Genomic DNA, 22,555 nt, shown 5'->3' with positions numbered 1-22,555 from the left:
GACCGGCGCGGGCGTGGCCACGATGGCCGCTTTTTTACAAGCGGCCACGCTCTCCCATGACCCATTACGATTGCCTCGAACAGATCACAGACGCCGCCGCGCGCGCGCGCGCCATCGGCGGCCTGACCCGCCTGCGGCAGGCGCTGGCGCAGGAAATTCCCGCCCGCACCGCCACCGACACGCTGCTGCTGGCGACGTGGAACATCCGCGAGTTCGATTCAGGCAAGTACGGCTACCGGTCCGACGAGGCGTACCTGTACATCGCCGAAGTGCTGAGCCGCTTCGACCTGATCGCGGTCCAGGAGGTGCGCGACGGCCTGTACCCGCTGCAGCGCCTGCAGCGGATGCTCGGCCCGTGGTGGGGCCATCTGGTGACGGACGTCACGCTGGGCGCCTCCGGCAACGCCGAGCGCATGGCCTATCTCTACGACCGCCGCAAGGTCCGCTTCACGGGGCTGGCGGCCGAACTGGTGCTGCCCCCGCCGGGCCGGTCCGCGCCGGCGCCGGTGCAGCTGGCGCGCTCGCCGTACCTGGCCGGGTTCCAGGCGGGATGGGCCTACCTGACGCTGGCCACCGTCCACATCTATTACGGCACCAGCCGGCCCGACGACGCGCGCCGGCTGGCCGAGATCACGGCGTTCAGCCAGACCGTCGCCCAGGCAGCCGGCAAGCTGTCCGCCGCGCCGCAGCCGGCGCCCGGCGCCAAGCCCGATCCGGGCAACCTGATCCTGCTCGGCGACTTCAATATCTTCAATCGCCGCGACGTGACGATGCAGGCCATCACCAAGGCGGGCTTCATCGTGCCGCCCGAGCTGCAATCGGTGCCAGGATCGAACGTGGGCAAGGACCGCCACTACGACCAGATCGCCTATTTCCGGCAGTTGTCGAGCATGGCGCCCACCGGCCGCGCGGGCGTGTTCGACGTGTTCGAGCACGTGTACCGGCTGGCCGATGCCGACGCCTACGCCGCCGAGCGCCAGTCGCGCCCGGGCCGCAGCTTCAAGGACTGGCGGACCTACCGCATGAGCGACCACCTGCCGATGTGGATCGAGTTCGGCATCGACGACGCAGACGCCTGGCTGGAGGGCCTGGCGCGCTAGCCAGCACGGGGCGCGGTTCCGGTCTATGCTTGCGCCTGCGGCGCCGGCAGGCGGGGCCCACCACCGCCGGACACCGCGCAGGCATCGTCCCCATCCCACGACCAAGGAGCCCCCATGGCCCTCTCGATGTACGACGTTTCGATCCCGGTGTTCATCCGGGCCCTGACGAACCTGTCCGCGATCCTGGACAAGGGCGCCGCCCACGCCAAGGCGCAGGGCATGGACGCCGCCGAGCTGATCCAGACCCGCCTGGTGGCGGACATGGACGCGCTGCCGGCCCAGATCCAGCGGGCCAGCGATTCGGCCAAGGGCTGCGCGGCGCGGCTGGCCGGCCTCGAGATCCCGTCGTACCCCGACGACGAGACCACGTTCCCGGACCTGCAGGCGCGGATTGCCAAGACCATCGGCTTCCTGAAGACCATCCGCCCCGAACAGCTGGAAGGCAGCGAGACGCGCGTGGTGGAGTTGAAGCTGCGCAACGGCCCGGTGACGTTCGACGGCAAGAGCTACCTGCTCGGGTTTGCGCTGCCGAACTTCTACTTCCACGTGACCACGGCCTACGACATCCTGCGCCACAAGGGCGTGCAGATCGGCAAGATGGACTACCTGGGCGCCCCGCGCTGAGCCGGCAGGGCGACGGGAGCGGTGTGGCGGCATCGGCCACTTAGCAAAAACCCTAGGTTCTTGATACAATCGCCGGTTGCTCGCCTGCCGGCGATTGCCTAGTTTTTAAGCAGAAAGGCCCCCGCGCCCTATTACCGTTCCCATCGCATGACTTACGCCGTCAAGGAAATCTTCTATACGCTGCAAGGCGAAGGCGCCAACGCCGGCCGTGCGGCGGTGTTCTGCCGGTTTTCGGGGTGCAACCTCTGGACCGGCCGCGAGGAAGATCGCGCCCGCGCGGTGTGCCAGTTCTGCGACACCGACTTCGTCGGCACCGACGGCACGCGCGGCGGCAAGTACCGCACCGCAGAGGAACTGGCGGCCGTGGTGGCGTCGGAATGGCCGCAGGGCGCCGGCGGCCAGCCGCTGGTGGTCTGCACGGGCGGCGAGCCGCTGCTGCAGCTCGATGCGCCGCTGATCAACGCGCTGCACGCGCACGGCTTCGAGATCGCCATCGAGACCAATGGCACGATTCCGGTGCCCGAGGGCATCGACTGGGTCTGCGTCAGCCCGAAGATGGGCTCGGAACTGGTGGTCACCAAGGGCGACGAGCTGAAGGTGGTGATGCCGCAGGCCGGCCAGGACTTCGCCGCATACGAGCAACTGGATTTCCGCTATTTCCTGGTGCAGGCCATGGACGGCCCGCTGGCCCGTCAGAATACGGCTGCGGCGGTGGATTTCTGCCAGCGCCATCCGCGCTGGCGCCTGTCGCTCCAGACCCACAAGCTGCTGGGCATTCGCTGACACATGAGCAAACAAGTTTCGATCACGCGCCGCCTTGAATTCGACGCCGGCCACCGTATCCCGAGCCACGGCGGCCAGTGCCGCAACATCCACGGCCACCGCTACCGGCTGGACCTGACGCTGGCCGGCGAGGTGCTGCGCCAGGAAGGCGCGTCCGACGACGGCATGATCCTGGACTTCGGCGACATCAAGGCGCTGGCCAACGAGCACCTGGTGTCGAAATGGGACCATGCGTTCCTGATCGACCGCGGCGACACCGCGCTGCTGAACTTCCTCCAGTCGATGGACAACCACAAGACCGTGGTCATCGACAGCATCCCGACCGTCGAGAACCTGGCCCAGGCCGCGTTCGACATCCTGGCGCCTGTGTTCAAGGACTGCTTCGGCCATCACCTGCAGCTCACCCGGCTGGTGCTGTTCGAAACGCCGAACTGCTGGGCCGAGGTGAGCGCGCCGCTGTCGCTGCCGGCGCAGGACTGACCGGCCATGTCCGGCGCGCCGCAGTTCGAAGACGCCGCCGCGCGCGACCGCTTCTACATGGCGGCCGCGCTGGAAGAGGCGCGCCTGGCCGAGGCCGCCGGCGAAGTGCCGGTGGGCGCCGTGGTGGTCTGGAACGACGCCATCATCGCGCGCGGCCACAATCTGCCGATCCGCTCCGTCGACCCGTCCGCGCACGCCGAAATGCAGGCCCTGCGCGCCGCCGCCAAGGTGCTGGGCAACTATCGCATGCCCGAATGCGAGCTGTATGTGACGCTGGAGCCATGCGCGATGTGCAGCGGCGCCATCCTGCACGCCCGGCTGAAGCACGTCGTGTTCGGCGCAACCGATCCCAAGACCGGCGCAGCCGGCAGCGTTGTCGACCTGTTCGCACAGGCCACGCTGAACCACCAGACCACGCTCGCGCGTGGCGTGATGGCCGACGAATGCGGGCAGTTGCTGCGCGATTTCTTTGGCGCCCGCCGCCGCGCGCAGAAAGCCGCACAACAGGCCGCACGGGACGGGCAGGGCGTGCCGCCCTCGCCACCGGCGGCCGATTAGGCGAGAATCGGTGCTTCCGATCCCGTGCACCGATCGCCGCATCGACCCCTGCCCAGCATGACCCACCCCATCGACGTCCGCCTGATTGCCGCCTCCGGCTACCCGCATGACCTGAATGTGGCCGAGCGCGGCTGCGCCTGGCTGGCCGGGCACGGCTACCGCGTCGCCAATCCGGACATCCTCGCCCGGCGCCACCTGCGCTTTGGCGGCACCGACGCCGAGCGGCTGGCCGACCTGCACGCCATCGGCACCGGCACCGCGCCGGAACTGACGCTGGCGGTGCGCGGCGGCTACGGGCTGGCGCGGCTGCTGGGCCAGATCGACTTTGCGCGGATTGCCGACCAGGCGCGCGCCAGCGGCACGCCCATCGTCGGCCATAGCGATTTCACGGCGTTCCAGCTTGCCTACCTGGCCGCCACGGGCGGCGTGACGTTCGCGGGGCCGATGCTGCTGGCCGATTTCGGCCCGGAACTGGTGGACCCGTACATGTGGCAGCACTTCGACGCCATCCTGCGCCAGCCCGCGTACCGGGTCGAGGTGCCCGCGCCCCAGGCCGCGCCCGGCACCAGGACCGTCGAAGGCACGCTCTGGGGCGGCAACCTGGCCATGCTCTGCAGCCTGCTGGGCACGCCGTACCTGCCGACGGTGGACGGCGGCATCCTGTTCCTGGAAGACATCAACGAGCCGCCGTACCGCGTGGAGCGGATGCTGCTGCAACTGCTGCAGGCCGGCGTGCTGGACCGCCAGCAGGCCATCGTGCTGGGCGATTTCTCGAACTACCGCACCACCGACTACGACAACGGCTACGACATGGACGCCGTGTTCGACTACCTGCGCGCCCGGCTGCGCGTGCCGGTGCTGACCGGCCTGCCGTTCGGCCACTGCCCGCGCAAGCTGACGCTGCCCGTGGGCGGGCAGGCCCGGCTCGAAGCCAGTGCCGAAGGCTTCACCCTGGCGCTGTCGGGCTATCCCACGCTGTAGGCCGGCACGGCTGACGGCGCCTGCCGCGAGTGGTAAAATCGCGGGTTATTTCCTCATTTCGCTGCGCCGGGCACGCCAATCGGGTGCGTGCCGTCCACAATCCGGCCGCCAGCGGGGCGGGGCCCATCGGGGCACCCCCACATTCCAGACAAGGTCCAGACGTGCTTTCTACCGCAAACATCACCATGCAGTTCGGCCCCAAGCCGTTGTTCGAGAACATCTCGGTCAAGTTCGGCGAGGGCAACCGCTACGGCCTGATCGGCGCGAACGGCTGCGGCAAGTCCACGTTCATGAAGATCCTGGGCGGCGACCTGGAGCCGTCGGCCGGCACCGTGATGCTGGAGCCGGGCATCCGCCTGGGCAAGCTGCGCCAGGACCAGTTCGCCTATGAAGACAACCGCGTGCTCGACGTGGTGATGATGGGCCACGTGGAGATGTGGGCCGCCGCCAGCGAGCGCGACGCCATCTACGCGAACCCCGAAGCCACCGACGAGGACTACATGAAGGCCGCCGAGCTGGAGGCCCGCTACGCCGAGTACGACGGCTACACCGCCGAGGCGCGCGCCGGCGAGCTGCTGCTGGGCGTGGGCATCCCGACCGACCAGCACCAGGGCCCGATGAGCGACATCGCGCCGGGCTGGAAGCTGCGCGTGCTGCTGGCGCAGGCGCTGTTCTCGAACCCGGACGTCCTGCTGCTGGATGAACCGACCAACAACCTGGACATCAACACGATCCGCTGGCTGGAAGACGTGCTCAACGAGCGCAACTCCACCATGATCATCATTTCCCACGACCGCCACTTCCTGAACTCCGTGTGCACGCACATGGCCGACATGGACTACGGCACGCTGAAGGTCTACCCGGGCAACTACGACGACTACATGCAGGCGTCGATGCAGGCCCGCGAGCGCCAGATGGCCGCCAACGCGCGCGCCAAGGAGCGCATCACCGAGCTGCAGGACTTCGTGCGCCGCTTCTCGGCCAACAAGTCCAAGGCCCGCCAGGCCACGTCGCGCGCCAAGCAGATCGAGAAGATCAAGGTCGAGGACATCAAGCCGTCGTCGCGCCAGAACCCGTTCATCCGCTTCGAGTTCGAGAAGAAGCTGCACAACCTGGCCGTGGAAGTCGAGGGCATCACCAAGACGTACGAGCGCAAGATCATCGACAACCTGTCGATGGCCGTGCAGGCGGGCGAGCGCGTGGCAATCGTCGGCGAGAACGGCGCCGGCAAGACCACGCTGCTGCGCAGCCTGCTGAGCAACATCGTGCAGACGGGCGTGCAGCGCGGCGTGGAAGTGGACCGCGGCACGGTCAAGTGGGCCGAGAACGCCAACGTGGGCTACATGCCGCAGGACACGTACGAGGAATTCCCGAACGACGCCACCGTGATGGACTGGATGAGCCAGTGGACCCAGGCCGGCGACGACGACCAGTCGCTGCGCGGCACGCTGGGCCGCCTGCTGTTCTCGGCCGACGACATCAAGAAGAACGTCAAGGTGCTGTCCGGCGGTGAAAAGGGCCGCATGATCTGGGGCAAGCTGATGCTGGGCCGCCACAACGTGCTGGCCATGGACGAGCCGACCAACCACATGGACATGGAGTCCATCGAGTCGCTCCAGATCGCGCTGGACAAGTTCCCGGGCACGCTGATCTTCGTCTCCCACGACCGCGAACTGATCAACGGCCTGGCCACGCGCGTGATCGAAGTGCGCACCGACGGCACGATCACCGACTACCTGGGCACGTACGACGAGTACCTGGCCTCGCAAGGCATCGAGGCGTAATTCCCGCTTCGGGTTGTCTCCGCGAGCGGGAGAGGGGAGACGACAAGCGCAAGATTCAAGCTCGATATCCCGCTGGTTTGCTCCCCTCTCCCGCGCTGCGGGAGAGGGGCAGGGGGAGAGGGCAGGCGGTTCAAATTGCCACATGTCGGCAAGCAGCGCCGCAACGCCCTCGCCCCCAACCCCTCTCCCGCGCGGCGGGAGAGGGGAGCCCACCAGCCGGCAGTGCCAGACGCCGTCGCCGCAGGCCGGCACCCCAGCCTTCACCCCCGCCACACCCTCCCTTCACACACCGCGCCCAGACTGGCCTCCCACCCATCGGAGCCCAGCCATGAGACGCCGCCGCATTCCCGACATCGAAGGTTTCCTGCGGCGCGTGCGCCAGTTGCTGCGCGTGCCCGAACCGGCGCGCGATGGCGGATAATACGCGGCGATGAAACCGCCAGCCATCCTCGTCGTCGAAGACGAATCCGCGATTGCCGACACGATCGTCTATGCCCTGCGCACCGACGGCATGCAGGCCACCCATTGCCTGCTGGGCAGCGACGCGCTGGCGCGGCTGCGCGCCGGCACCGACGCGCCGGACCTGGTGATCCTGGACGTCGGGCTGCCCGACATCAGCGGTTTCGAGGTCTGCCGCACGCTGCGCACGTTTTCCGACGTGCCGGTGATCTTCCTGACCGCCCGGCACGAGGAAATCGACCGCATCGTCGGGCTGGAGATCGGCGCCGACGACTACGTGGTCAAGCCGTTCTCGCCGCGCGAACTGGCCGCCCGGGTGCGCGTGATCCTGCGGCGCGCCCGGCCGGCGCCGGCCCAGCCCGCCGCCGCGCCCCCAGCCGCTGCGGCCCGAAGGTTTCCATCATGACGAAGCCGGCGCCCGGCTGGCCTGGCGCGGCCGCTGGCTGGACCTGACGCGCTACGAATACCGGCTGCTCGCGCTGCTGGTGGCCCATCCGGGCCGCATCTATGCGCGCGCCCAGCTGATGGACCTGGTCTGGCACGACGCGCTCGACACGGTCGACCGCACCGTCGATACCCACGTCAAGACGCTGCGCGCCAAGCTGCGCGAGGTGGACTCGTCGGCCGACCCGATCCGCACCCATCGCGGCATGGGCTACTCGCTCGACGCCTAGGCGGCCATGCACATCGGCCTGCGCATCTTCTTCGGCTTTTTCCTCGTGGTCGGGCTGGCCGCGTTCCTGACGCTGCGCGTGTTCGTGCAGGAGGTAAAGCCCGGCGTGCGCCAGGCGATGGAAGACACGCTGGTCGACACCGCCAACGTGCTGGCCGTGCTGGCCGCCGACGACCTGCGCAACGGTCAGCTCGCCGATGGCAATTTCGCCCGCAAGCTGGCGCGGCTGCAGGAAAGCCCGGTCGACGCCAGCGTCTGGGGCATGCACAAGGACGCCATCGGCTACCGCATCTACATCACCGACGACCGCGGCATCGTCCGCTTCGATTCCACGGGCCAGGCGCTGGGCGCCGACTATTCGCGCTGGAACGACGTCTACCTGACGCTGCAGGGCAAATACGGCGCCCGCAGCACCCGCACCGATCCCGACGACGAGGCCAGCACGGTCATGTACGTGGCCGCGCCAATCCGCGACGGCGCGCGCATCATCGGCGTGCTGACCGTGGCCAAGCCGAACCGGTCGGTGGCGCCGTTCATCGCGCGCAGCCAGGGCAAGATCCTGACCTACGGGCTGCTGCTGATTGGCGGCGCGGCGGTGATCGGCGTGGTCTGCACGCTGTGGCTGGTCATCGGCCTGCGCAAGCTGCAGCGCTACGCGCGGTCCGTGGCGGCCGGCGAACGCGCCGAAATGCCGCTGCGCGGCGCCAGCGAACTGGCCGAGCTGGGCCGCGCCGTGGAAACTATGCGGCTGCGGCTGGAAGACAAGCAGTACGTCGAGCACTACATCCACACGCTGACCCACGAGATGAAAAGCCCGCTGGCGGCCATCGGCGGTGCGGCGGAGTTGTTGCAGGAAGACATGCCGCCGGCCGACCGCGCGCGCTTTGTCGGCAATATCCGCAGCCAGACGCAGCGGCTGGACGAACTGATCCGCAAGCTGCTGACGCTGGCCGAAGTGGAGCAGCGCCAGCGGCTGGAGAACGCGGCGCGCGTGCCGCTGGCGCCCGAGATCGGCCAGATCGTGGCCGCGCTGGAACCACGCGCACGCCAGCGCGATGTCCGGCTGCACTGGCAGGCGCCGGCCGGCCCGGGCCCGGCCACGACCGGCGACCCGTTCCTGCTGCGCCAGGCCATCGTCAACCTGCTGGAGAACGCGCTCGACTTTGCGCCGGCCGGTACCACCATCGACATCGCGCTGGACCCGCTGCCCGCGCAGGACGCGGTGGCCGTGACAATCGACGACCGCGGCCCCGGCATCCCGGACTTCGCCCAGGGGCGGCTGTTCGAGCGGTTCTATTCGCTGCCCCGGCCCGGCGGGCGCAACCGCAGCACCGGGCTCGGGCTCTGCCTGGTGCGCGAGGTGGCCCAGCTCCATCGCGGCACCATCGAGGTGGCCAACCGCGACGGCGGCGGCACCCGGGCACGGCTGACCGTGCCGCTGGCGGCCTGACTTCACACCGGGCCCACATCGCCCCCACATCGCGCCCACAGCGGCTCGCTAGTCTTGCGGCACGTCAACCCGACTGTCACAGGACACCATGAACAAGCCTCTGATTTTTCGCATCGTCACGATCGGCGCGGTCGTCGTACTGCTCTGGATCGCGCTCCAGATGGTGCTCGGCATCGTCCACGAGCGCGGCGTATACCGCGACCAGGCCGAGCGCAGCATCTGGCAGAGCTACGCCGGCCCGCAGACGCTGACCGGGCCGGTCATCGTCGTGCCGTACAAGGAAATCATCGCCGTGCCGCCGCCGGCGGACCGCCCGCTGACGCAGAACGCGGTGCCGGCGCCGCTGGCCCCGTACCGCGAGGAAATGCGCCAGTTGCTGGTGTTCCCGAAGTCGCTGCGGGTGCAGACCGCCATCACGCCGAGCGAGCGCTACCGGGGCATCCACAAGACCATCGTCTACGAAACGGCCAGCGAGCTGTCCGGCACGATCGAACTGCCCGATCCCAAGGCGCGGCCCGAGCTGCCGGAATCGACCCACCACGTTCGCTTCGAGATGGGCCAGCCGTACGTGGTGGTGGGCGTGGCCGACATGCGCGGGCTGGTCTCGGAGCCGGTCATCGCGCTGGACGGTACGGCGGTGCAGCTTTCGCAGGGCACGCGGCTGCCGAGTCTGCCGCAGGGACTGCACGGGCGCGTCGACGTGTCCGGCGCGGCCGGCAAGCCTGCCGAGGCGCGCGTGGTGCCGTTCTCGATGAAGCTGGCGGTGCTGGGCGCTTGCGCGATGGCGGTCACGCCGGTGGCCGGCCTGAACCAGTTCAGCATGCAGTCCCCGTGGCCACACCCGAGCTTCGACGGCGACTTCCTGCCGCGCCAGCGCACGGTCACGGCCGACGGCTTCCGCGCCGACTGGTCGATCACGTCGTTCAACACCCGCGTGCGCGAGCAGCTGGCCACCCAGCAGGGCGTGCACGACCTGCAGGCCGCGTCCGTCACGCTGATGGAGCCGGTCAACATCTACGTGCAGGCCGAGCGGGCGGTCAAGTACGGCCTGCTGTTCGTCGTGCTGACGTTTGCCGGGCTCTACCTGTTCGAACTGGTCAAGTCGCTGCGCATCCACCCGATCCAGTACCTGCTGGCCGGCCTGGCGCTGGCGATCTTCTTCCTGCTGCTGGTCAGCCTGTCCGAGCACGTGGCATTCGTGCTGGCCTATCTGACGGCCAGTGCGGCCTGCATCGGCCTGCTGGGCTTCTACCTGTCGTTCGTGCTGCGAAGCTGGCAACGCGGCCTGGGCTTTGCCGCGCTGCTGACGGCGCTGTACGGCGCGCTCTACGGGCTGCTCGTGTCCGAGGACAACGCGCTGGTCCTGGGCACCGCGCTGCTGTTCGTGACGCTGGCCATCATCATGGCGGTCACGCGGAAGGTGGACTGGTATGCGGTGGGGGGCGGGCAGGGCGCTGTGGCAGCGGGGATGCAGCCTGCCGACGAGGTCAGCAAGCAGACCGCGGCGGACTAGTGTTTGCTCCCCTCTCCCGCATCGCGGGGAGAGGGGCCGGGGGAGAGGGCGTTGAGGTTCTGCTTGCCGACTGGTCGCGATTTGAACCGCTGGCCCTCTCCCCCAACCCCTCTCCCGCAGGCGGGAGAGGGGAGCTAAAACCGCGCCCCTACCGCGCTGGTGCCACGCCCATTTCGGCCAGCAAATCGTCGAGCTGGTCGATGATGGCGTGGGCGGTGATGTCGCCCTTGGCTTTCTGCAAGGCGGCGCCCAGCGTGTCGCGCAGGGCGGCCAGTTCGACGACGGTGGCGGCTTTTTCCACCTTGACCTGCAGTACGTAGCCGCGCAGCCCCAGGTGGTTGCCGATCACGTCGGTGTAGAAGTGGTAGAGCCGCTGGTAGCCGTCGGCGCCGACGGTGGCCGGGGCGCGCGCCGGGGTCAGTGCCGGGGCGATGGTGGTGTCGGCCAGCACGTCGCGATCGTCGACGCGGTCGTCGATGCCCTTGCCGCCGGCCGAGTTGAAGCCCGAATAGGCCGCGAACAGGTTGGTGTCGGCCGGGCGGGCCGGCGCGGCGGGGCGGCCGGACCGGGCGGCCGCTGGTGCTGCCCGCGCCGGCGCGGCGGCCGGTGCGATCAGGCCCAGCGCCAGCAGCGTATCGAACGCCTCCTCGGCCACGCCCATGCCGGCGACTTGCGCCAACAGCGCCGATCTGGCGCGTTCTCCGTTCACGATCAGCAGCAGCGCGCGCAGCTTGTGGTCCAGCTTGCGCGCGCGGGTGCGGATTTCCTCCTGACCTGCTTCCGTCTTGTGATAGACCGGGTCGACCATGTCTCGCTCCTTTGTTATCGATCGGCCGCCCGCGGCGAGGCCCTCGGGTGAGCTGTTGCGCGGCCGATTATCGCCATCTTGTTGTCCGGGCCGGCGGCGGATGGACGAAAAGCGAATCCGCAAACCGGCCTACAATGTGGTGCACCATAAAAGTAACAAAATTTGCACTCCGCCGATTCACCTCTTGAGGGCTGTGGCCATGCAACAACGAGACAAACTTTTCATCAACGGCAAATGGGTGGCGCCCCACGGTACGGGCAGTATCGACGTCATCCACTCCGCCACCGAGGCCGTCATGGGCAAGATCCCCGAGGGACATGCCCGTGACGCCGAGGACGCCATTTCCGCCGCCCGCGCGGCGTTCGACGGCTGGGCCGCGACGCCGCCCGCCGAGCGCGTGCAGTACATCCGCAAGATCGCCGAGGGACTCAAGGACCGCACCGAGGAACTGGCGCAACTGATCGCCGGCGAGGTGGGCATGCCGATCAAGCTGGCGCGCGCCATCCAGGTGGGCGGGCCGGTCTACAACTGGGGCCAGGCCGCCGCGCTGCTCGACAGCTTCACGTTCGAGGAACAGGTGGGCAACTCGCTGGTCGTGCGCGAGCCGGTGGGCGTGGTGGCGGCCATCACGCCGTGGAACTACCCGCTGAACCAGATCACGCTGAAGGTGGCACCGGCGCTGGCCGCCGGTTGCACCGTGGTGCTCAAGCCGTCGGAAGTGGCGCCGCTCAACGCCTTTGTGCTGGCCGAGGTGATCGAGGCCGCCGGCCTGCCGCCGGGCGTGTTCAACCTGGTGACCGGCTACGGCCCGGTGGTGGGCGAGGTGCTGGCCAGCCATCCGGAGGTCGACATGGTGTCGTTCACGGGCTCCACGCGGGCCGGCAAGCGCGTGTCGGAGCTGGCCGCGCAGTCGGTCAAGCGCGTGGCGCTGGAACTGGGCGGCAAGTCGGCTTCCGTGATCCTGGACGACGCGGACCTGCCGGCGGCCGTCAAGGGCACGCTGAGCGCCTGCTTTCTCAATTCCGGCCAGACCTGCTCGGCGCACACCCGCATGCTGGTGCCGCGCAGCCGCTACGACGAGGTCAAGGCGATTGCCGCCAAGATCGTGGAAGGCTTTGCCGTGGGCGATCCGATGTCGGACACCACGCGCCTGGGCCCGCTGATCTCGGACGTCCAGAAGCAGCGCGTGACCGGCTACATCCGGCGCGGGCTGGAAGAGGGCGCCGAACTGGTCGCTGGCGGCCCGGAGACCCCGGAAGGCTTCGAGCGCGGCTTTTTCGTCAAGCCCACCGTGCTGGGCAACGTCGATCCCCGGGCCACCGTGGCGCAGGAAGAAATCTTCGGCCCGGTGCTGTCGGTAATCTGCTACGACACCGAGGAAGACGCGATCCGCATCGCCAATGACAGCATCTACGGGCTGGGCGGCGGCGTCTGGTCCGGCGACGAGGCGCGCGCGATCCGCGTGGCGCGGCGCATCCGCACGGGCCAGGTGGACATCAACGGCGGCCCGTTCAACATGAATGCCCCGTTCGGGGGATTCAAGCAGTCCGGCAACGGCCGCGAGGGCGGCAAGTTCGGGCTGGAGGAATTCCTCGAATACAAGTCGCTGCAGCTCAAGAAGCCGGCCTGAGCGGCTCCGGCCGCTGCCCGCACCCCGTAGTACCGATGCCCGGCCCGTCCGGGCATTCTTGTCTGCGCGGAAATCTGCCATGCTTGCGTCTTTCCTTGGGGGGAGCGTGTCGATGCGCTGGTTCAAACGGCTGGGCTGGGTCATCCTGGGTGCGATGGTGCTGACGCTGACGGCGGCAATTGGCGCCTATGTCTGGTACCGTCAGGCGTCGCAGCCCGATACGGCCGGCACGCAGCAGCTATCCGGGCTGCGCGAGCGGGTGGTGGTGGTGCGTGACCGCAACGCCGTGCCGCACATCCAGGCCAGCCATCCGCTGGACGCCTACTACGCGCTGGGCTACGTCCACGCGCAGGACCGGCTCTGGCAGATGCAGATGAACAAGCGCATCGTGGCCGGGCGGCTGGCCGAGATCCTGGGCCCCAAGGCCGTGGACAACGACCGCTTCCTGCGTACGCTGGGGGTGCGCCGCAACGCCGAGGCCATCGTCGCCCGCACGTCGCCGGAGGTCCGCGCGGTGCTGCAGGCCTATGCCGACGGCGTCAACGCCTTTATCGACACCCGCAAGTCGGCGCTGCCGCCCGAATTCCTGATGCTCGGCATCCGCCCCGAACGCTGGGAGCCGGCCGATACCGTCGGCTGGCAGACGATGATGGCCTGGGACCTGGGCGGCAACTGGACGCAGGAAGTGCTGCGGATGGGCCTGGCCCAGCAGCTCCCGACCGCGCGCATCGCCGAGATCCTGGCGCCGTACCCCGGCGACAAGCCGCTGCGCACGATGGATTACGCCAGCTTCTACCGCCAGCTCGCCCCGGTGGCCACGGCCATGGCCCAGGTGGCCGACCGCGCGCCGTCCAGCCATATCGAAGGGATGGGCTCGAACAACTGGGTGGTGTCCGGCGCGCACACCCGCAGCGGCAAGCCGTTGCTGGCCAACGACCCCCACCTGGGGCTGCAGGCGCCCGCGCTGTGGTATTTCGCGCACCTGCAGGCGCCGGGGCTGGACCTGACCGGCGCCACGCTGCCCGGCGCGCCGCTGGTGGTGCTGGGCCACAACCAGCGTATCGCCTGGGGCTTCACCAATACGGCGCCCGACGTGCAAGACCTGTTCATCGAGCGGATCGACCCGTCGAATCCGGCCCGCTACCAGACCCCCGACGGCTGGGCGCCGTTCGAGACCTATACCGAGACCATCCACGTGAAAGGCGAGCCCGACGTGACGCTGCGCGTGCGCGCCACGCGCCACGGGCCGGTGATGTCCGACGTGGCCGAGCCGATTGGCGCGGCGGCCAAGCCGCTGGGCGCCCAGTACGTGGTGGCGTTCCAGTGGACGGCGCTGCGGCCCGACGACAAGACGTTCCAGGCCAGCCTGAACATGGGTCTGGCAAAGGACTGGAAGAGCTTCGTGGCCGCGCTGCGCGACTTCCACGCGCCGCAGCAGAACATGGTCTACGCCGATGTCGATGGCAACATCGGCTTCATCGCGCCGGGCCGCGTGCCGGTGCGCCGCGCCGACAACGACCTGATGGGCCTGGCGCCGGCGCCGGGCTGGGACGCGCGCTACGACTGGCAGGGCTTTATCCCGTTCGAGCAGTTGCCGCAGCGGTTCAACCCGCCGTCGGGCATGATCGTGACGGCCAACCAGAAGATCGTCGACGACCAGTACCCGTTCTTTCTGACCAGCGAATGGAGCGTACCGTACCGCGCGCAGCGCATCCAGACGCTGCTGGACGCCACGCCGCGCCATACGCCGGACACCTTCGCCGCGATCCAGAAAGACGTGGTGTCGCTGGCCGTGCGCGACGCCTTGCCGCTGCTGCTGGCCGCCCTAGTGGCCAGCGATGCATCGCGCCCGGCCCGCGAGCGCGCGCTGTTCGACGGGCTGCGCCAGTGGGACGGCACCATGGCAGCCGACCGCGCCGAGCCGCTGGTGGTGACGGCATGGCTGCGCGAGCTGTCGCGGCTGCTGTTCGCGGACAAGGTGGGCGACGCGCAGTTCGTCCGGCTCTGGGACCAGCGCAACGTCCAGTTGCCGATGCTCAACGCCATGCGCGACCCGGCCGGGCAGGGCGCCTTCTGGTGCGACAACTCGCGCACCACCGCCCGCGAGACCTGCGCCGACACGATCGGACTGGCCTGGCAGCGCGCGCTGGCCGACCTCGATACCCGCTACGGTGCGGACCCGGACAAATGGCGCTGGGGCAAGGCCCACACGGCGCGCTCGGAGCACAAGCCGTTCGGCAAGGTGCCGTATCTGGCCGGGCTGTTCAACGTCCGCGTGCCGACCGGCGGCGATACCTATACGGTCGACGTGGGCCGCCACAGCCTGCGCGATGAGAAGGCCCCGTTCGAGAACACCCACGCGGCCAGCCTGCGCGCGATCTACGACCTGGCGGACCTGTCCGCGTCGCGCTTCATGTCGTCGACCGGGCAGTCCGGCAACGCGCTGTCGCCGCACTACCGCGACTGGACCGACAAGTGGGCCGCCGTCCAGTTCATCCAGATCGGCGCGCAGCGGCGCAACCCCGGGGGCGACAGCTTCGAGACGCTGGTGCTGCAACCGGCACGCGACAGGCATTGATGCGGTGCGGTATCGTATCGCCCTGCGTCCCCTATCCGATGCCCACCATTTCTAGCAGGAGCGTTACGCAATGAGCGAAACCAGGCGCCAGTTGAGGACCGATGTCATCCAGCACGTTGCATTCGAACATGCAGGCGTGATTGCCGACGTGGCGCGCGATCGCGGCCATGACATTCGCCTGTTCCAGGCCGGCGTGGACGACCTGACGCTGGTGCAGACCGACCCGGCCGACCTGCTGGTCGTGCTGGGCGGCCCCATCGGCGTCTACGAGACCGAGGCGTACCCGTGGCTCGAAGCGGAGGTCAGCGTGATCCGCCAGCGGCTGCAGGACGAACTGCCGATCATCGGCGCCTGCCTGGGCGCGCAGTTGATTGCGGCGGCGTGCGGCGCCCGCGTCTATCCGGGCACGCGCGAGATTGGCTGGGCGCCGATTTCGCCGACCGAGGCCGGCCGCCGCTCGCCGCTCGCGCTGCTGGCCAACGCCGACTGGGAGGTGCTGCACTGGCACGGCGACACGTTCGACCTGCCCGAGGGCGCCGAGCGGCTGGCATCGACCGCCGCGACACCGAACCAGGCGTATGCCATCGGCAAGCACGTGCTGGCGCTGCAATTCCACCCCGAGGTCAAGCCGGGCGATATCGAGACCTGGCTGATCGGCCATACGGTCGAGCTGGCCAAGGCCGGTGTGGACCCGCGCACGATCCGCCGCCGCACGGCCGAGATCGGCGCCACCGTGGCCAGCGCCGGCGAACTGATGTTCGCGCGCTGGATGGAGGAGGCGGGGCTGTGAGCGGCGCGGCTGTGGACGTCAGGATCGACGTGCTGCTGGCGGGCCGCGTGCAGCCGTTCGGCCCGAAAGGCGTGCCGAGCGGCATCGGCAAGACGCCCGTGGACGGTCCGGTGCGCATCACGCCGGTCGGGCTGGCCATCGACGAGCAGGGCGATCCGAAGCACCACGGCGGCCCCGAGAAGGCGCTGCACCACTATCCGCGCGACCACTACGCGGGCTGGCGCGGCGAACTGGCCGGGCAGGGCGGCAACACGGCCGTGCTCGACCATGCGGGTGCGTTTGGCGAAAACCTGAGTACCACGGGGCTGACCGAGGCCGATGTCTGCGTCGGCGACCGCTACCGGCTGGGCACGGCGCTGGTGGAGGTGTCCCAGGCACGCCAGCCGTGCTGGAAACTGAATCACCGCTTCGGGTTTGCCGGCATGTCGCGCGCGGTGCAGGGCAGCGGACGCACCGGCTGGTATTACCGCGTGATCGAGGAAGGCGAGGTGGCCGCCGGCGACCGGCTGGTGCTGGTGGCGCGCCCGTATCCGCAATGGAGCCTGCAGCGGCTGCTGCACGTGCTCTATGTCGACCGGCTCAATCTAACGGCGCTCGCTGAGATGGCCGAATTGCCATGCCTGGCCGAAAGCTGGCGCAAGCTGGCCCGGCAGCGCGTGGCCAGCCACGCGGTCGAGGACATGGAGAAGCGGCTGGCGGGGGGCTGAATGGGGGGAAGGGGGCGGCGAAGGCGCTGCTCAGTCCTGGCGAAACCGCCACGCCGTGCCTTCGCGCGTGATCCGCTCCCAGATCGCCTGCTTTTCTGCCTCGCTGTAGAACACCCAGTTGCTGACCTCGGCGGCCGTCCGGCCGCAACCCTGGCAAACCTCGTCGAACAGCGTCGAACAGATGCCGATGCACGGGCTGTCTGGGCGGTCGCTCAGGCGGGTGTCGTCGGGCGTGGAAGCGGTGGGGTCGGCGGGGCGGTCGGACATGGAAGGCGGGCGGGAAACTGAGCGCGCATTATAAACGCCCGCTGCGGGGGCGCCCCGCCACCCGCCTTCCGATGACATCCAGTGGCAAGGCGCCGGGGCGAGCCCGGCGCCTCGGGTGCATCAGTACTTCCAGAAGATCTGCTGAAGCTGCTTCGGATCGTTGGTCTTGGTCAGCGCCAGCGCCATCAGGATGCGCGCCTTCTGCGGCAACTGGTCGTCGGTGACGATCCAGTTGTACTTGTCGTCAGGCTGCTCGGCGTTGCGCACGACGATGCCACTGCCCGTGCGCGACGCGCGCACGACCTGCACGCCCTTGGCCTGCGCGGCCTTCAGCGGCTCCACCATGTAGTCGCCCACGCTGCCGTTGCCGGTGGCCGCATAGACGATGGCCTTGGCGCCGCTCTTGACGGCCGCGTCGACCATGGCCGGGTTCACGTTGCCGTAGGCGTAGAGCACGGCCACTTCGGGCAGGCGGTCGATCTTGTCGATGTCGAACTCGGTCTGCACCGTGTGCGGCCGGGCCAGCGTGCGGTAGTACAGCGTGCGGCCTTCCACCACGTAGCCCAGCGGGCCGAACGGCGAGCGGAACGTCTCGGTCTTGAACGTGTTGCTCTTGGTCACGTCGCGGCCCGTGTGGACCTCGTCGTTGAGCACGACCAGCGTGCCCTTGCCCCTGGACGCCGGGCTGGACGCCACCAGCACCGCGTCATAGAGATTCAGTGCGCCGTCGGCGCCCAGCGCCGTGCCCGGACGCATGGAACCCACCACCACCACGGGCTTGTCGCTCTTGAGCGTGAGGTTCAGGAAGTAGGCGGTTTCCTCGATCGTGTCGGTGCCGTGCGTGATCACGATGCCGTCCACGTCGGGCTGCTTGAGCAGTTCGGACACGCGCTTGCCCAGCTTCAGCAGCCGCTCGTTGTTGAAGCTCTCGGACCCGATCTGGAAGATCTGCTCGCCCTTGACGTTGGCGACCTTCGAGACTTCCGGCACCGAGGCAATGATCTTGTCGACCGGCACCACGGCCGACTGGTAGGCCGCCGTGTTGGTGGCCGAGGCACCGGCCCCGGCAATGGTGCCGCCCGTGCCGATGATGACGATGTTGGCCTTGCGGGCCTCGGCGGTCGTACCGGCCGGGGCCGCGCCGGGGGTGCCGGGCGCCGGGGCCAGTTGCGCACAGGCCGTGCCGGTCAGCAGGGTGGCGGACAGCAGCAGCGCGGCGATGGGTTTCAGGGTGGCAGTACGTTGCATGATTCTCCTCTTGGCGGCGGGCTGCTGGTTTCTCGTGGAAAGCGCGGGGCCGCCGCGTATGGTTGGTTCATGAGACCGTGGTGCCAGGTAGGCGGGTCAGGCACCACGGACCGAGCACTATAACCACCCATCCCCGTTGCGTCGACAACCACAACAGAATCTGCACAGCGCCCGGCCATCGCCCGGAAACGTATGCCAGATAAGACAAAGCGGCATTCTCCACGCTGGGAGAATGCCGCCCGGTGACGACAACGGCCGCGTTGTGCGACGGGTCAGAAACTGTCGCCTGGCACGCGGACCCAGCCCTCCATCAGCACGCGCGCGCTGCGGCTCATGATGGCCTTGCGCACGGTCCACTGGCCGTTGGCCTGCTCGGCCTGGGCGCCCACGCGCAGCGTGCCCGACGGATGGCCGAAGCGCACGGCCTCGCGTGCGCCGCCGCCGGCGGCCAGGTTGACCAGCGTGCCGGGAATGGCTGCCGCCGTGCCGATGGCCACCGCCGCCGTGCCCATCATCGCGTGGTGCAGCTTGCCCATCGACAGCGCGCGCACCAGCAGGTCCACGTCCTCGGCGCGCACGGTCTTGCCGCTCGATGCCGTGTACGTGGCCGGGCCGGCGACGAACGCCACCTTCGGCGTGTGCTGGCGCGTGCGGGCTTCGTCCAGGTCCTGGATCAGGCCCATGCGTTTTGCGCCGTGCGCGCGGATCGTCTCGAACATCGCCAGCGCCTTCGGGTCGCCGTTGATGGCGTCCTGCAGCTCGGTGCCGGTGTAGCCGATGGCCGCCGCCTCGACGAAGATCGTCGGGATGCCGGCGTTGATCATCGTCGCCTTGAGCGTGCCCACGCCGGGCACCTCCAGGTCATCGACGAGGTTGCCGGTCGGGAACATCGCGCCGCCGCCGTCGTCGCCTTCCTCGGCGGCCGGGTCCATGAACTCCAGTTGCACCTCGGCGGCCGGAAAGGTCACGCCATCCAGCTCGAAGTCGCCGGTTTCCTGCACCGCGCCGTTGGTGACCGGCACGTGGGCGACGATCGTCTTGCCGATGTTGGCCTGCCAGATGCGGACCGTGACGGTGCCGTTCTGCGGAATCCGGGCGGCCTCGATAAAGCCGTTGCTGACCGCGAACGGGCCCACCGCCGCCGACAGGTTGCCGCAGTTGCCGCTCCAGTCGACGAACGGCTGGTCGATCGACACCTGGCCGAACAGGTAGTCCACGTCATGGTCCGGCCGCGTGCTGCGGGCGATGATCACCGTCTTGCTGGTGCTCGACGTGGCCGCGCCCATGCCGTCGATCTGCTTGCCGTACGGGTCCGGGCTGCCAATCACGCGCAGCAGCAGGCGGTCGCGCGCCGGGCCCGGCTGCTGGGCGGCCTCGGGCAGGTCCTGCAGCCGGAAGAAGACGCCCTTGCTCGTGCCGCCGCGCAGGTACGTCGCCGGGATCTTGATTTGGGGAACGTGAGCCATCGTGGTTTCCTTGAAAGTCTGCGCCGGGGATCGTCAGGCGGCTGCCCGCGACGATTCCAGGAAGTCCTGCGCAAACCGTTGCAGCACGCCGCCGGCCTCGTAGATCGACACTTCCTCGTCGCTGTCCAGCCGGCAGCGCACCGGCACCCGCACGGTCTCGCCGTTGCGGCGGTGGATCAGCAGCGTCAGCTCGGCGCGCGGCTGGCGGTCGCCCACCACGTCGAACGTCTCGGTGCCGTCGATGCCCAGCGTCAGCCGGTTGGTGCCCGGGAAGAATTCCACGGGCAGCACGCCCATGCCGATCAGGTTAGTGCGGTGGATGCGCTCGAAGCCCTCGGCCACGATGGCTTCCACGCCGGCCAGCCGCACGCCCTTGGCGGCCCAGTCGCGCGACGAGCCCTGGCCGTAGTCGGCCCCGGCAATCACGATCAGCGGCTGCTTGCGGTCCATGTACGTCTCGATGGCTTCCCACATCCGCACGACCTTGCCCTCGGGCTCGATGCGCGCCAGCGAACCCTTCTTCACGGCGCCGTCCACCACGGCCATCTCGTTGACCAGCGTCGGGTTGGCGAACGTGGCGCGCTGGGCGGTCAGGTGGTCGCCGCGGTGCGTGGCGTACGAGTTGAAGTCTTCCTCGGGCAGGCCCATCTTCGCCAGGTACTCGCCAGCCGCGCTGTTCGGCAGGATGGCGTTCGACGGCGACAGGTGGTCGGTCGTGATGTTGTCGCCCAGCACGGCCAGCGCGCGCATGCCGCGCAGCGTGCGCTCGCCGGCCAGCGCGCCTTCCCAGTACGGCGGGCGGCGGATGTAGGTGCTCTGCGGGCGCCAGTCGTAGAGCGGATCGATCGCGGCGTCGTTCTCGGCACGCACGGCGAACATCGGCTCGTAGACCTTGCGGAAGTGCTCGGGCTTGACGCTCTGGCGCACGATGGCGTCGATCTCGTCGTCGCTGGGCCAGATGTCGCGCAGGTAGACCGGCTGGCCGCTGGCGTCGGTGCCCAGCGCGTCCTGCTCGATGTCGAAGCGGATCGTCCCGGCGATGGCATAGGCCACCACCAGCGGCGGCGACGCCAGGAACGCCTGCTTGGCATACGGGTGGATGCGGCCGTCGAAGTTGCGGTTGCCGGACAGCACGGCCGTGGCGTACAGGTCCCGGTCGATGATTTCCTGCTGGATCTTCGGGTCCAGCGCGCCGGACATGCCGTTGCAGGTGGTGCATGCAAACGCGACGATGCCGAAGCCTAGCTTTTCCAGGTCGGGCAGCAGGTTGGCTTCCTGCAGGTACAGCTCTACGGCCTTGGACCCCGGCGCCAGCGACGACTTGACCCACGGCTTGCGCGCGAGCCCGCGCTGGTTGGCGTTGCGGGCCAGCAGCGCGGCGGCAATCACGTTGCGCGGGTTGCTGGTGTTCGTGCAGCTCGTGATGGCGGCGATGATCACGGCGCCGTCGGGCATCTGGCCCGGCGTGTCTTCCCACTGGCCGGCAATGCCGCGCGCGGCCAGGTCGGACGTCGGCAGGCGCTTGTGCGGATTCGACGGGCCGGCCATGTTGCGGACCACGGTGGACAGGTCGAAGTGCAGCACGCGTTCGTACTCGGCGTCGGCCAGCGCGTCGGCCCACAGCCCGGCGGTGCGGGCGTAGGTTTCCACAAGCTGCACCTGGGCCTCGTCGCGGCCGGTCAGGCGCAGGTATTCGGTGGTCTGGCCATCGATGAAGAACATCGCGGCCGTGGCGCCGTACTCGGGCGCCATGTTCGAGATGGTGGCGCGGTCGCCCAGCGTCAGGCTGGCCGCCCCTTCGCCGCGGAATTCCAGGTAGGCGCCGACAACCTTTTCCTTGCGCAGGAATTCGGTCAGTGCCAGCACGATGTCGGTGGCGGTGATGCCGGGCTGGCGGCGCCCGGTCAGTTCCACGCCGACGATGTCGGGCAGCCGCATCCACGACGCGCGGCCCAGCATCACGTTCTCGGCCTCCAGGCCGCCCACGCCGATGGCGATCACGCCCAGCGCGTCCACGTGGGGCGTGTGGCTGTCGGTGCCGACGCAGGTGTCCGGATAGGCCACGCCGTCCGCGGCATGGATCACCGGCGACATCTTCTCCAGGTTGATCTGGTGCATGATGCCGTTGCCCGGCGGGATCACGTCGACGTTGCGGAACGCCTTCTTGGTCCAGTTGATGAAGTCGAAGCGGTCCTCGTTGCGGCGGTCCTCGATGGCGCGGTTCTTGGCGAACGCATCGGGGTCGAAGCCGCCGCATTCCACGGCCAGCGAGTGGTCGACGATCAGCTGCACCGGCACCACCGGGTTGACCTTGGCGGGGTCGCCGCCCTGGTCGGCAATGGCGTCGCGCAGGCCGGCCAGGTCCACCAGCGCGGTCTGGCCCAGGATGTCGTGGCAGACCACGCGGGCCGGGAACCACGGGAAGTCCAGGTCGCGGCGGCGCTCGACGAGCTGCTTGAGCGAATCGGTCAGCGTGGCCGGGTCGCAGCGGCGCACAAGGTTCTCGGCGAGCACGCGCGAGGTGTACGGCAGCTTGTCCCAGGCGCCCGGGGAAATGTCATTGACGGCTGCGCGGGCATCGAAGTAGTCGAGCCGGGTGCCGGGCAGCGGCTTGCGGTAGGCGGTATTCATGGCGGCGTGAGGACTGGCGGGCCGG

At 69.0% G+C, this 22,555-nt stretch carries 18 protein-coding genes and 1 pseudogene; 14 read left to right on the top strand and 5 right to left on the bottom strand.

From position 1 onward, the window contains the following. Window positions 1-56 precede the first annotated feature (56 nt). The 10 genes and pseudogenes from EPAKOI_RS08515 (at window position 57) to creD (ending at window position 10,405) form a co-directional block, all read left to right on the top strand. The gene (locus EPAKOI_RS08515) at window positions 57-1,100 is read left to right on the top strand and encodes an endonuclease/exonuclease/phosphatase family protein (protein ID WP_313836547.1); all 1,044 of its coding nucleotides are present in this window, start codon (window positions 57-59) and stop codon (window positions 1,098-1,100) included. Between the two features lie 114 nt (window positions 1,101-1,214). After that, a complete protein-coding gene (locus EPAKOI_RS08510) occupies window positions 1,215-1,724 on the top strand; it encodes a DUF1993 domain-containing protein (RefSeq protein WP_423191985.1) in 510 nt (169 codons plus the stop codon). Window positions 1,725-1,871: 147 nt separating this feature from the next. Then, complete coding sequence (queE, locus tag EPAKOI_RS08505; RefSeq protein ID WP_423191984.1) at window positions 1,872-2,507, top strand: 7-carboxy-7-deazaguanine synthase; 636 nt, start codon at window positions 1,872-1,874, stop codon at window positions 2,505-2,507. 3 nt (window positions 2,508-2,510) lie between these two features. Then, window positions 2,511-2,987: a 6-carboxytetrahydropterin synthase QueD gene (gene queD / locus EPAKOI_RS08500; protein WP_423191983.1), complete on the top strand. Its 477-nt coding sequence runs from the start codon at window positions 2,511-2,513 to the stop codon at window positions 2,985-2,987. A gap of 6 nt (window positions 2,988-2,993) precedes the next feature. Next, complete coding sequence (gene tadA, locus EPAKOI_RS08495; protein ID WP_124684180.1) at window positions 2,994-3,545, top strand: tRNA adenosine(34) deaminase TadA; 552 nt, start codon at window positions 2,994-2,996, stop codon at window positions 3,543-3,545. 57 nt (window positions 3,546-3,602) lie between these two features. Next, on the top strand, window positions 3,603-4,526 hold the full coding sequence (gene ldcA, locus EPAKOI_RS08490; RefSeq protein WP_423191982.1) for a muramoyltetrapeptide carboxypeptidase: 924 nt from the start codon (window positions 3,603-3,605) through the stop codon (window positions 4,524-4,526). A gap of 161 nt (window positions 4,527-4,687) precedes the next feature. Next, complete coding sequence (locus EPAKOI_RS08485; RefSeq protein ID WP_124684182.1) at window positions 4,688-6,310, top strand: ABC-F family ATPase; 1,623 nt, start codon at window positions 4,688-4,690, stop codon at window positions 6,308-6,310. Window positions 6,311-6,740: 430 nt separating this feature from the next. Continuing rightward, a pseudogene (gene creB / locus EPAKOI_RS08480) lies at window positions 6,741-7,443 on the top strand (two-component system response regulator CreB). A 6-nt stretch (window positions 7,444-7,449) separates the two neighbouring features. Further along, a complete protein-coding gene (creC, locus tag EPAKOI_RS08475) occupies window positions 7,450-8,892 on the top strand; it encodes a two-component system sensor histidine kinase CreC (RefSeq protein ID WP_423191981.1) in 1,443 nt (480 codons plus the stop codon). A gap of 88 nt (window positions 8,893-8,980) precedes the next feature. Further along, window positions 8,981-10,405, top strand: coding sequence for a cell envelope integrity protein CreD (gene creD / locus EPAKOI_RS08470; protein ID WP_423191980.1), 1,425 nt, complete (start codon window positions 8,981-8,983; stop codon window positions 10,403-10,405). A 148-nt stretch (window positions 10,406-10,553) separates the two neighbouring features. On the opposite strand, the gene EPAKOI_RS08465 is transcribed toward creD, so the two are convergent. Then, window positions 10,554-11,213, bottom strand: coding sequence for a hypothetical protein (locus EPAKOI_RS08465; protein ID WP_423191979.1), 660 nt, complete (start codon window positions 11,211-11,213; stop codon window positions 10,554-10,556). A gap of 199 nt (window positions 11,214-11,412) precedes the next feature. Here EPAKOI_RS08465 and EPAKOI_RS08460 point away from each other — a divergent pair, with 199 nt between their 5' ends. The 4 genes from EPAKOI_RS08460 to EPAKOI_RS08445 all read left to right on the top strand — a co-directional run bounded on the left by EPAKOI_RS08460 (window position 11,413) and on the right by EPAKOI_RS08445 (window position 16,918). Beyond that, entirely contained in the window at window positions 11,413-12,843 is a 1,431-nt protein-coding gene (locus EPAKOI_RS08460; RefSeq protein ID WP_423191978.1) for an aldehyde dehydrogenase family protein, read from the top strand. 112 nt (window positions 12,844-12,955) lie between these two features. Next, window positions 12,956-15,421 (top strand): penicillin acylase family protein, encoded by a 2,466-nt coding sequence (locus tag EPAKOI_RS08455; RefSeq protein WP_423193503.1) that lies wholly within the window; start codon window positions 12,956-12,958, stop codon window positions 15,419-15,421. A 70-nt stretch (window positions 15,422-15,491) separates the two neighbouring features. After that, window positions 15,492-16,211 (top strand): glutamine amidotransferase, encoded by a 720-nt coding sequence (locus tag EPAKOI_RS08450; protein WP_423191977.1) that lies wholly within the window; start codon window positions 15,492-15,494, stop codon window positions 16,209-16,211. After that, window positions 16,208-16,918, top strand: coding sequence for an MOSC domain-containing protein (locus tag EPAKOI_RS08445; RefSeq protein WP_423191976.1), 711 nt, complete (start codon window positions 16,208-16,210; stop codon window positions 16,916-16,918). The genes EPAKOI_RS08450 and EPAKOI_RS08445 overlap by 4 nt, the downstream gene beginning before the upstream one ends. 30 nt (window positions 16,919-16,948) lie before the next feature. Here EPAKOI_RS08445 and EPAKOI_RS08440 read toward each other — a convergent pair whose 3' ends face one another. The 4 genes from EPAKOI_RS08440 to acnD all read right to left on the bottom strand — a co-directional run bounded on the left by EPAKOI_RS08440 (window position 16,949) and on the right by acnD (window position 22,530). Beyond that, the gene (locus EPAKOI_RS08440) at window positions 16,949-17,185 is read right to left on the bottom strand and encodes a DUF1289 domain-containing protein (protein ID WP_124684191.1); all 237 of its coding nucleotides are present in this window, start codon (window positions 17,183-17,185) and stop codon (window positions 16,949-16,951) included. A gap of 120 nt (window positions 17,186-17,305) precedes the next feature. Next, the gene (locus tag EPAKOI_RS08435) at window positions 17,306-18,433 is read right to left on the bottom strand and encodes an asparaginase (RefSeq protein ID WP_124684192.1); all 1,128 of its coding nucleotides are present in this window, start codon (window positions 18,431-18,433) and stop codon (window positions 17,306-17,308) included. A gap of 272 nt (window positions 18,434-18,705) precedes the next feature. Continuing rightward, window positions 18,706-19,899: a 2-methylaconitate cis-trans isomerase PrpF gene (gene prpF, locus EPAKOI_RS08430; RefSeq protein ID WP_124684193.1), complete on the bottom strand. Its 1,194-nt coding sequence runs from the start codon at window positions 19,897-19,899 to the stop codon at window positions 18,706-18,708. A gap of 33 nt (window positions 19,900-19,932) precedes the next feature. Next, window positions 19,933-22,530 carry a Fe/S-dependent 2-methylisocitrate dehydratase AcnD gene (gene acnD / locus EPAKOI_RS08425; protein ID WP_423191975.1) on the bottom strand — a complete coding sequence of 866 codons (2,598 nt, stop codon included), beginning with the start codon at window positions 22,528-22,530 and terminating at the stop codon, window positions 19,933-19,935. Between the last annotated feature and the right edge of the window lie 25 nt (window positions 22,531-22,555).

The sequence above is a fragment of the Cupriavidus sp. H18C2 genome (assembly GCF_049393795.1).
GTDB classification, from domain to species: domain Bacteria; phylum Pseudomonadota; class Gammaproteobacteria; order Burkholderiales; family Burkholderiaceae; genus Cupriavidus; species Cupriavidus pauculus_C.
This window is presented reverse-complemented; position numbering and strand designations above follow the sequence as displayed.

Bases quoted from the DNA above. Each gene is read 5' to 3' on its own strand.
- prpF (WP_124684193.1), bottom strand. From the start codon at position 19,899: ATGGCTCACGTTCCCCAAATCAAGATCCCGGCGACGTACCTGCGCGGC.
- queD (WP_423191983.1), top strand. From the start codon at position 2,511: ATGAGCAAACAAGTTTCGATCACGCGCCGCCTTGAATTCGACGCCGGC.
- tadA (WP_124684180.1), top strand. From the start codon at position 2,994: ATGTCCGGCGCGCCGCAGTTCGAAGACGCCGCCGCGCGCGACCGCTTC.
- queE (WP_423191984.1), top strand. From the start codon at position 1,872: ATGACTTACGCCGTCAAGGAAATCTTCTATACGCTGCAAGGCGAAGGC.
- acnD (WP_423191975.1), bottom strand. From the start codon at position 22,530: ATGAATACCGCCTACCGCAAGCCGCTGCCCGGCACCCGGCTCGACTAC.
- EPAKOI_RS08440 (WP_124684191.1), bottom strand. From the start codon at position 17,185: ATGTCCGACCGCCCCGCCGACCCCACCGCTTCCACGCCCGACGACACC.
- EPAKOI_RS08450 (WP_423191977.1), top strand. From the start codon at position 15,492: ATGAGCGAAACCAGGCGCCAGTTGAGGACCGATGTCATCCAGCACGTT.
- EPAKOI_RS08515 (WP_313836547.1), top strand. From the start codon at position 57: ATGACCCATTACGATTGCCTCGAACAGATCACAGACGCCGCCGCGCGC.
- EPAKOI_RS08465 (WP_423191979.1), bottom strand. From the start codon at position 11,213: ATGGTCGACCCGGTCTATCACAAGACGGAAGCAGGTCAGGAGGAAATC.
- ldcA (WP_423191982.1), top strand. From the start codon at position 3,603: ATGACCCACCCCATCGACGTCCGCCTGATTGCCGCCTCCGGCTACCCG.
- EPAKOI_RS08510 (WP_423191985.1), top strand. From the start codon at position 1,215: ATGGCCCTCTCGATGTACGACGTTTCGATCCCGGTGTTCATCCGGGCC.
- creC (WP_423191981.1), top strand. From the start codon at position 7,450: ATGCACATCGGCCTGCGCATCTTCTTCGGCTTTTTCCTCGTGGTCGGG.
- creD (WP_423191980.1), top strand. From the start codon at position 8,981: ATGAACAAGCCTCTGATTTTTCGCATCGTCACGATCGGCGCGGTCGTC.
- EPAKOI_RS08460 (WP_423191978.1), top strand. From the start codon at position 11,413: ATGCAACAACGAGACAAACTTTTCATCAACGGCAAATGGGTGGCGCCC.
- EPAKOI_RS08455 (WP_423193503.1), top strand. From the start codon at position 12,956: ATGCGCTGGTTCAAACGGCTGGGCTGGGTCATCCTGGGTGCGATGGTG.
- EPAKOI_RS08435 (WP_124684192.1), bottom strand. From the start codon at position 18,433: ATGCAACGTACTGCCACCCTGAAACCCATCGCCGCGCTGCTGCTGTCC.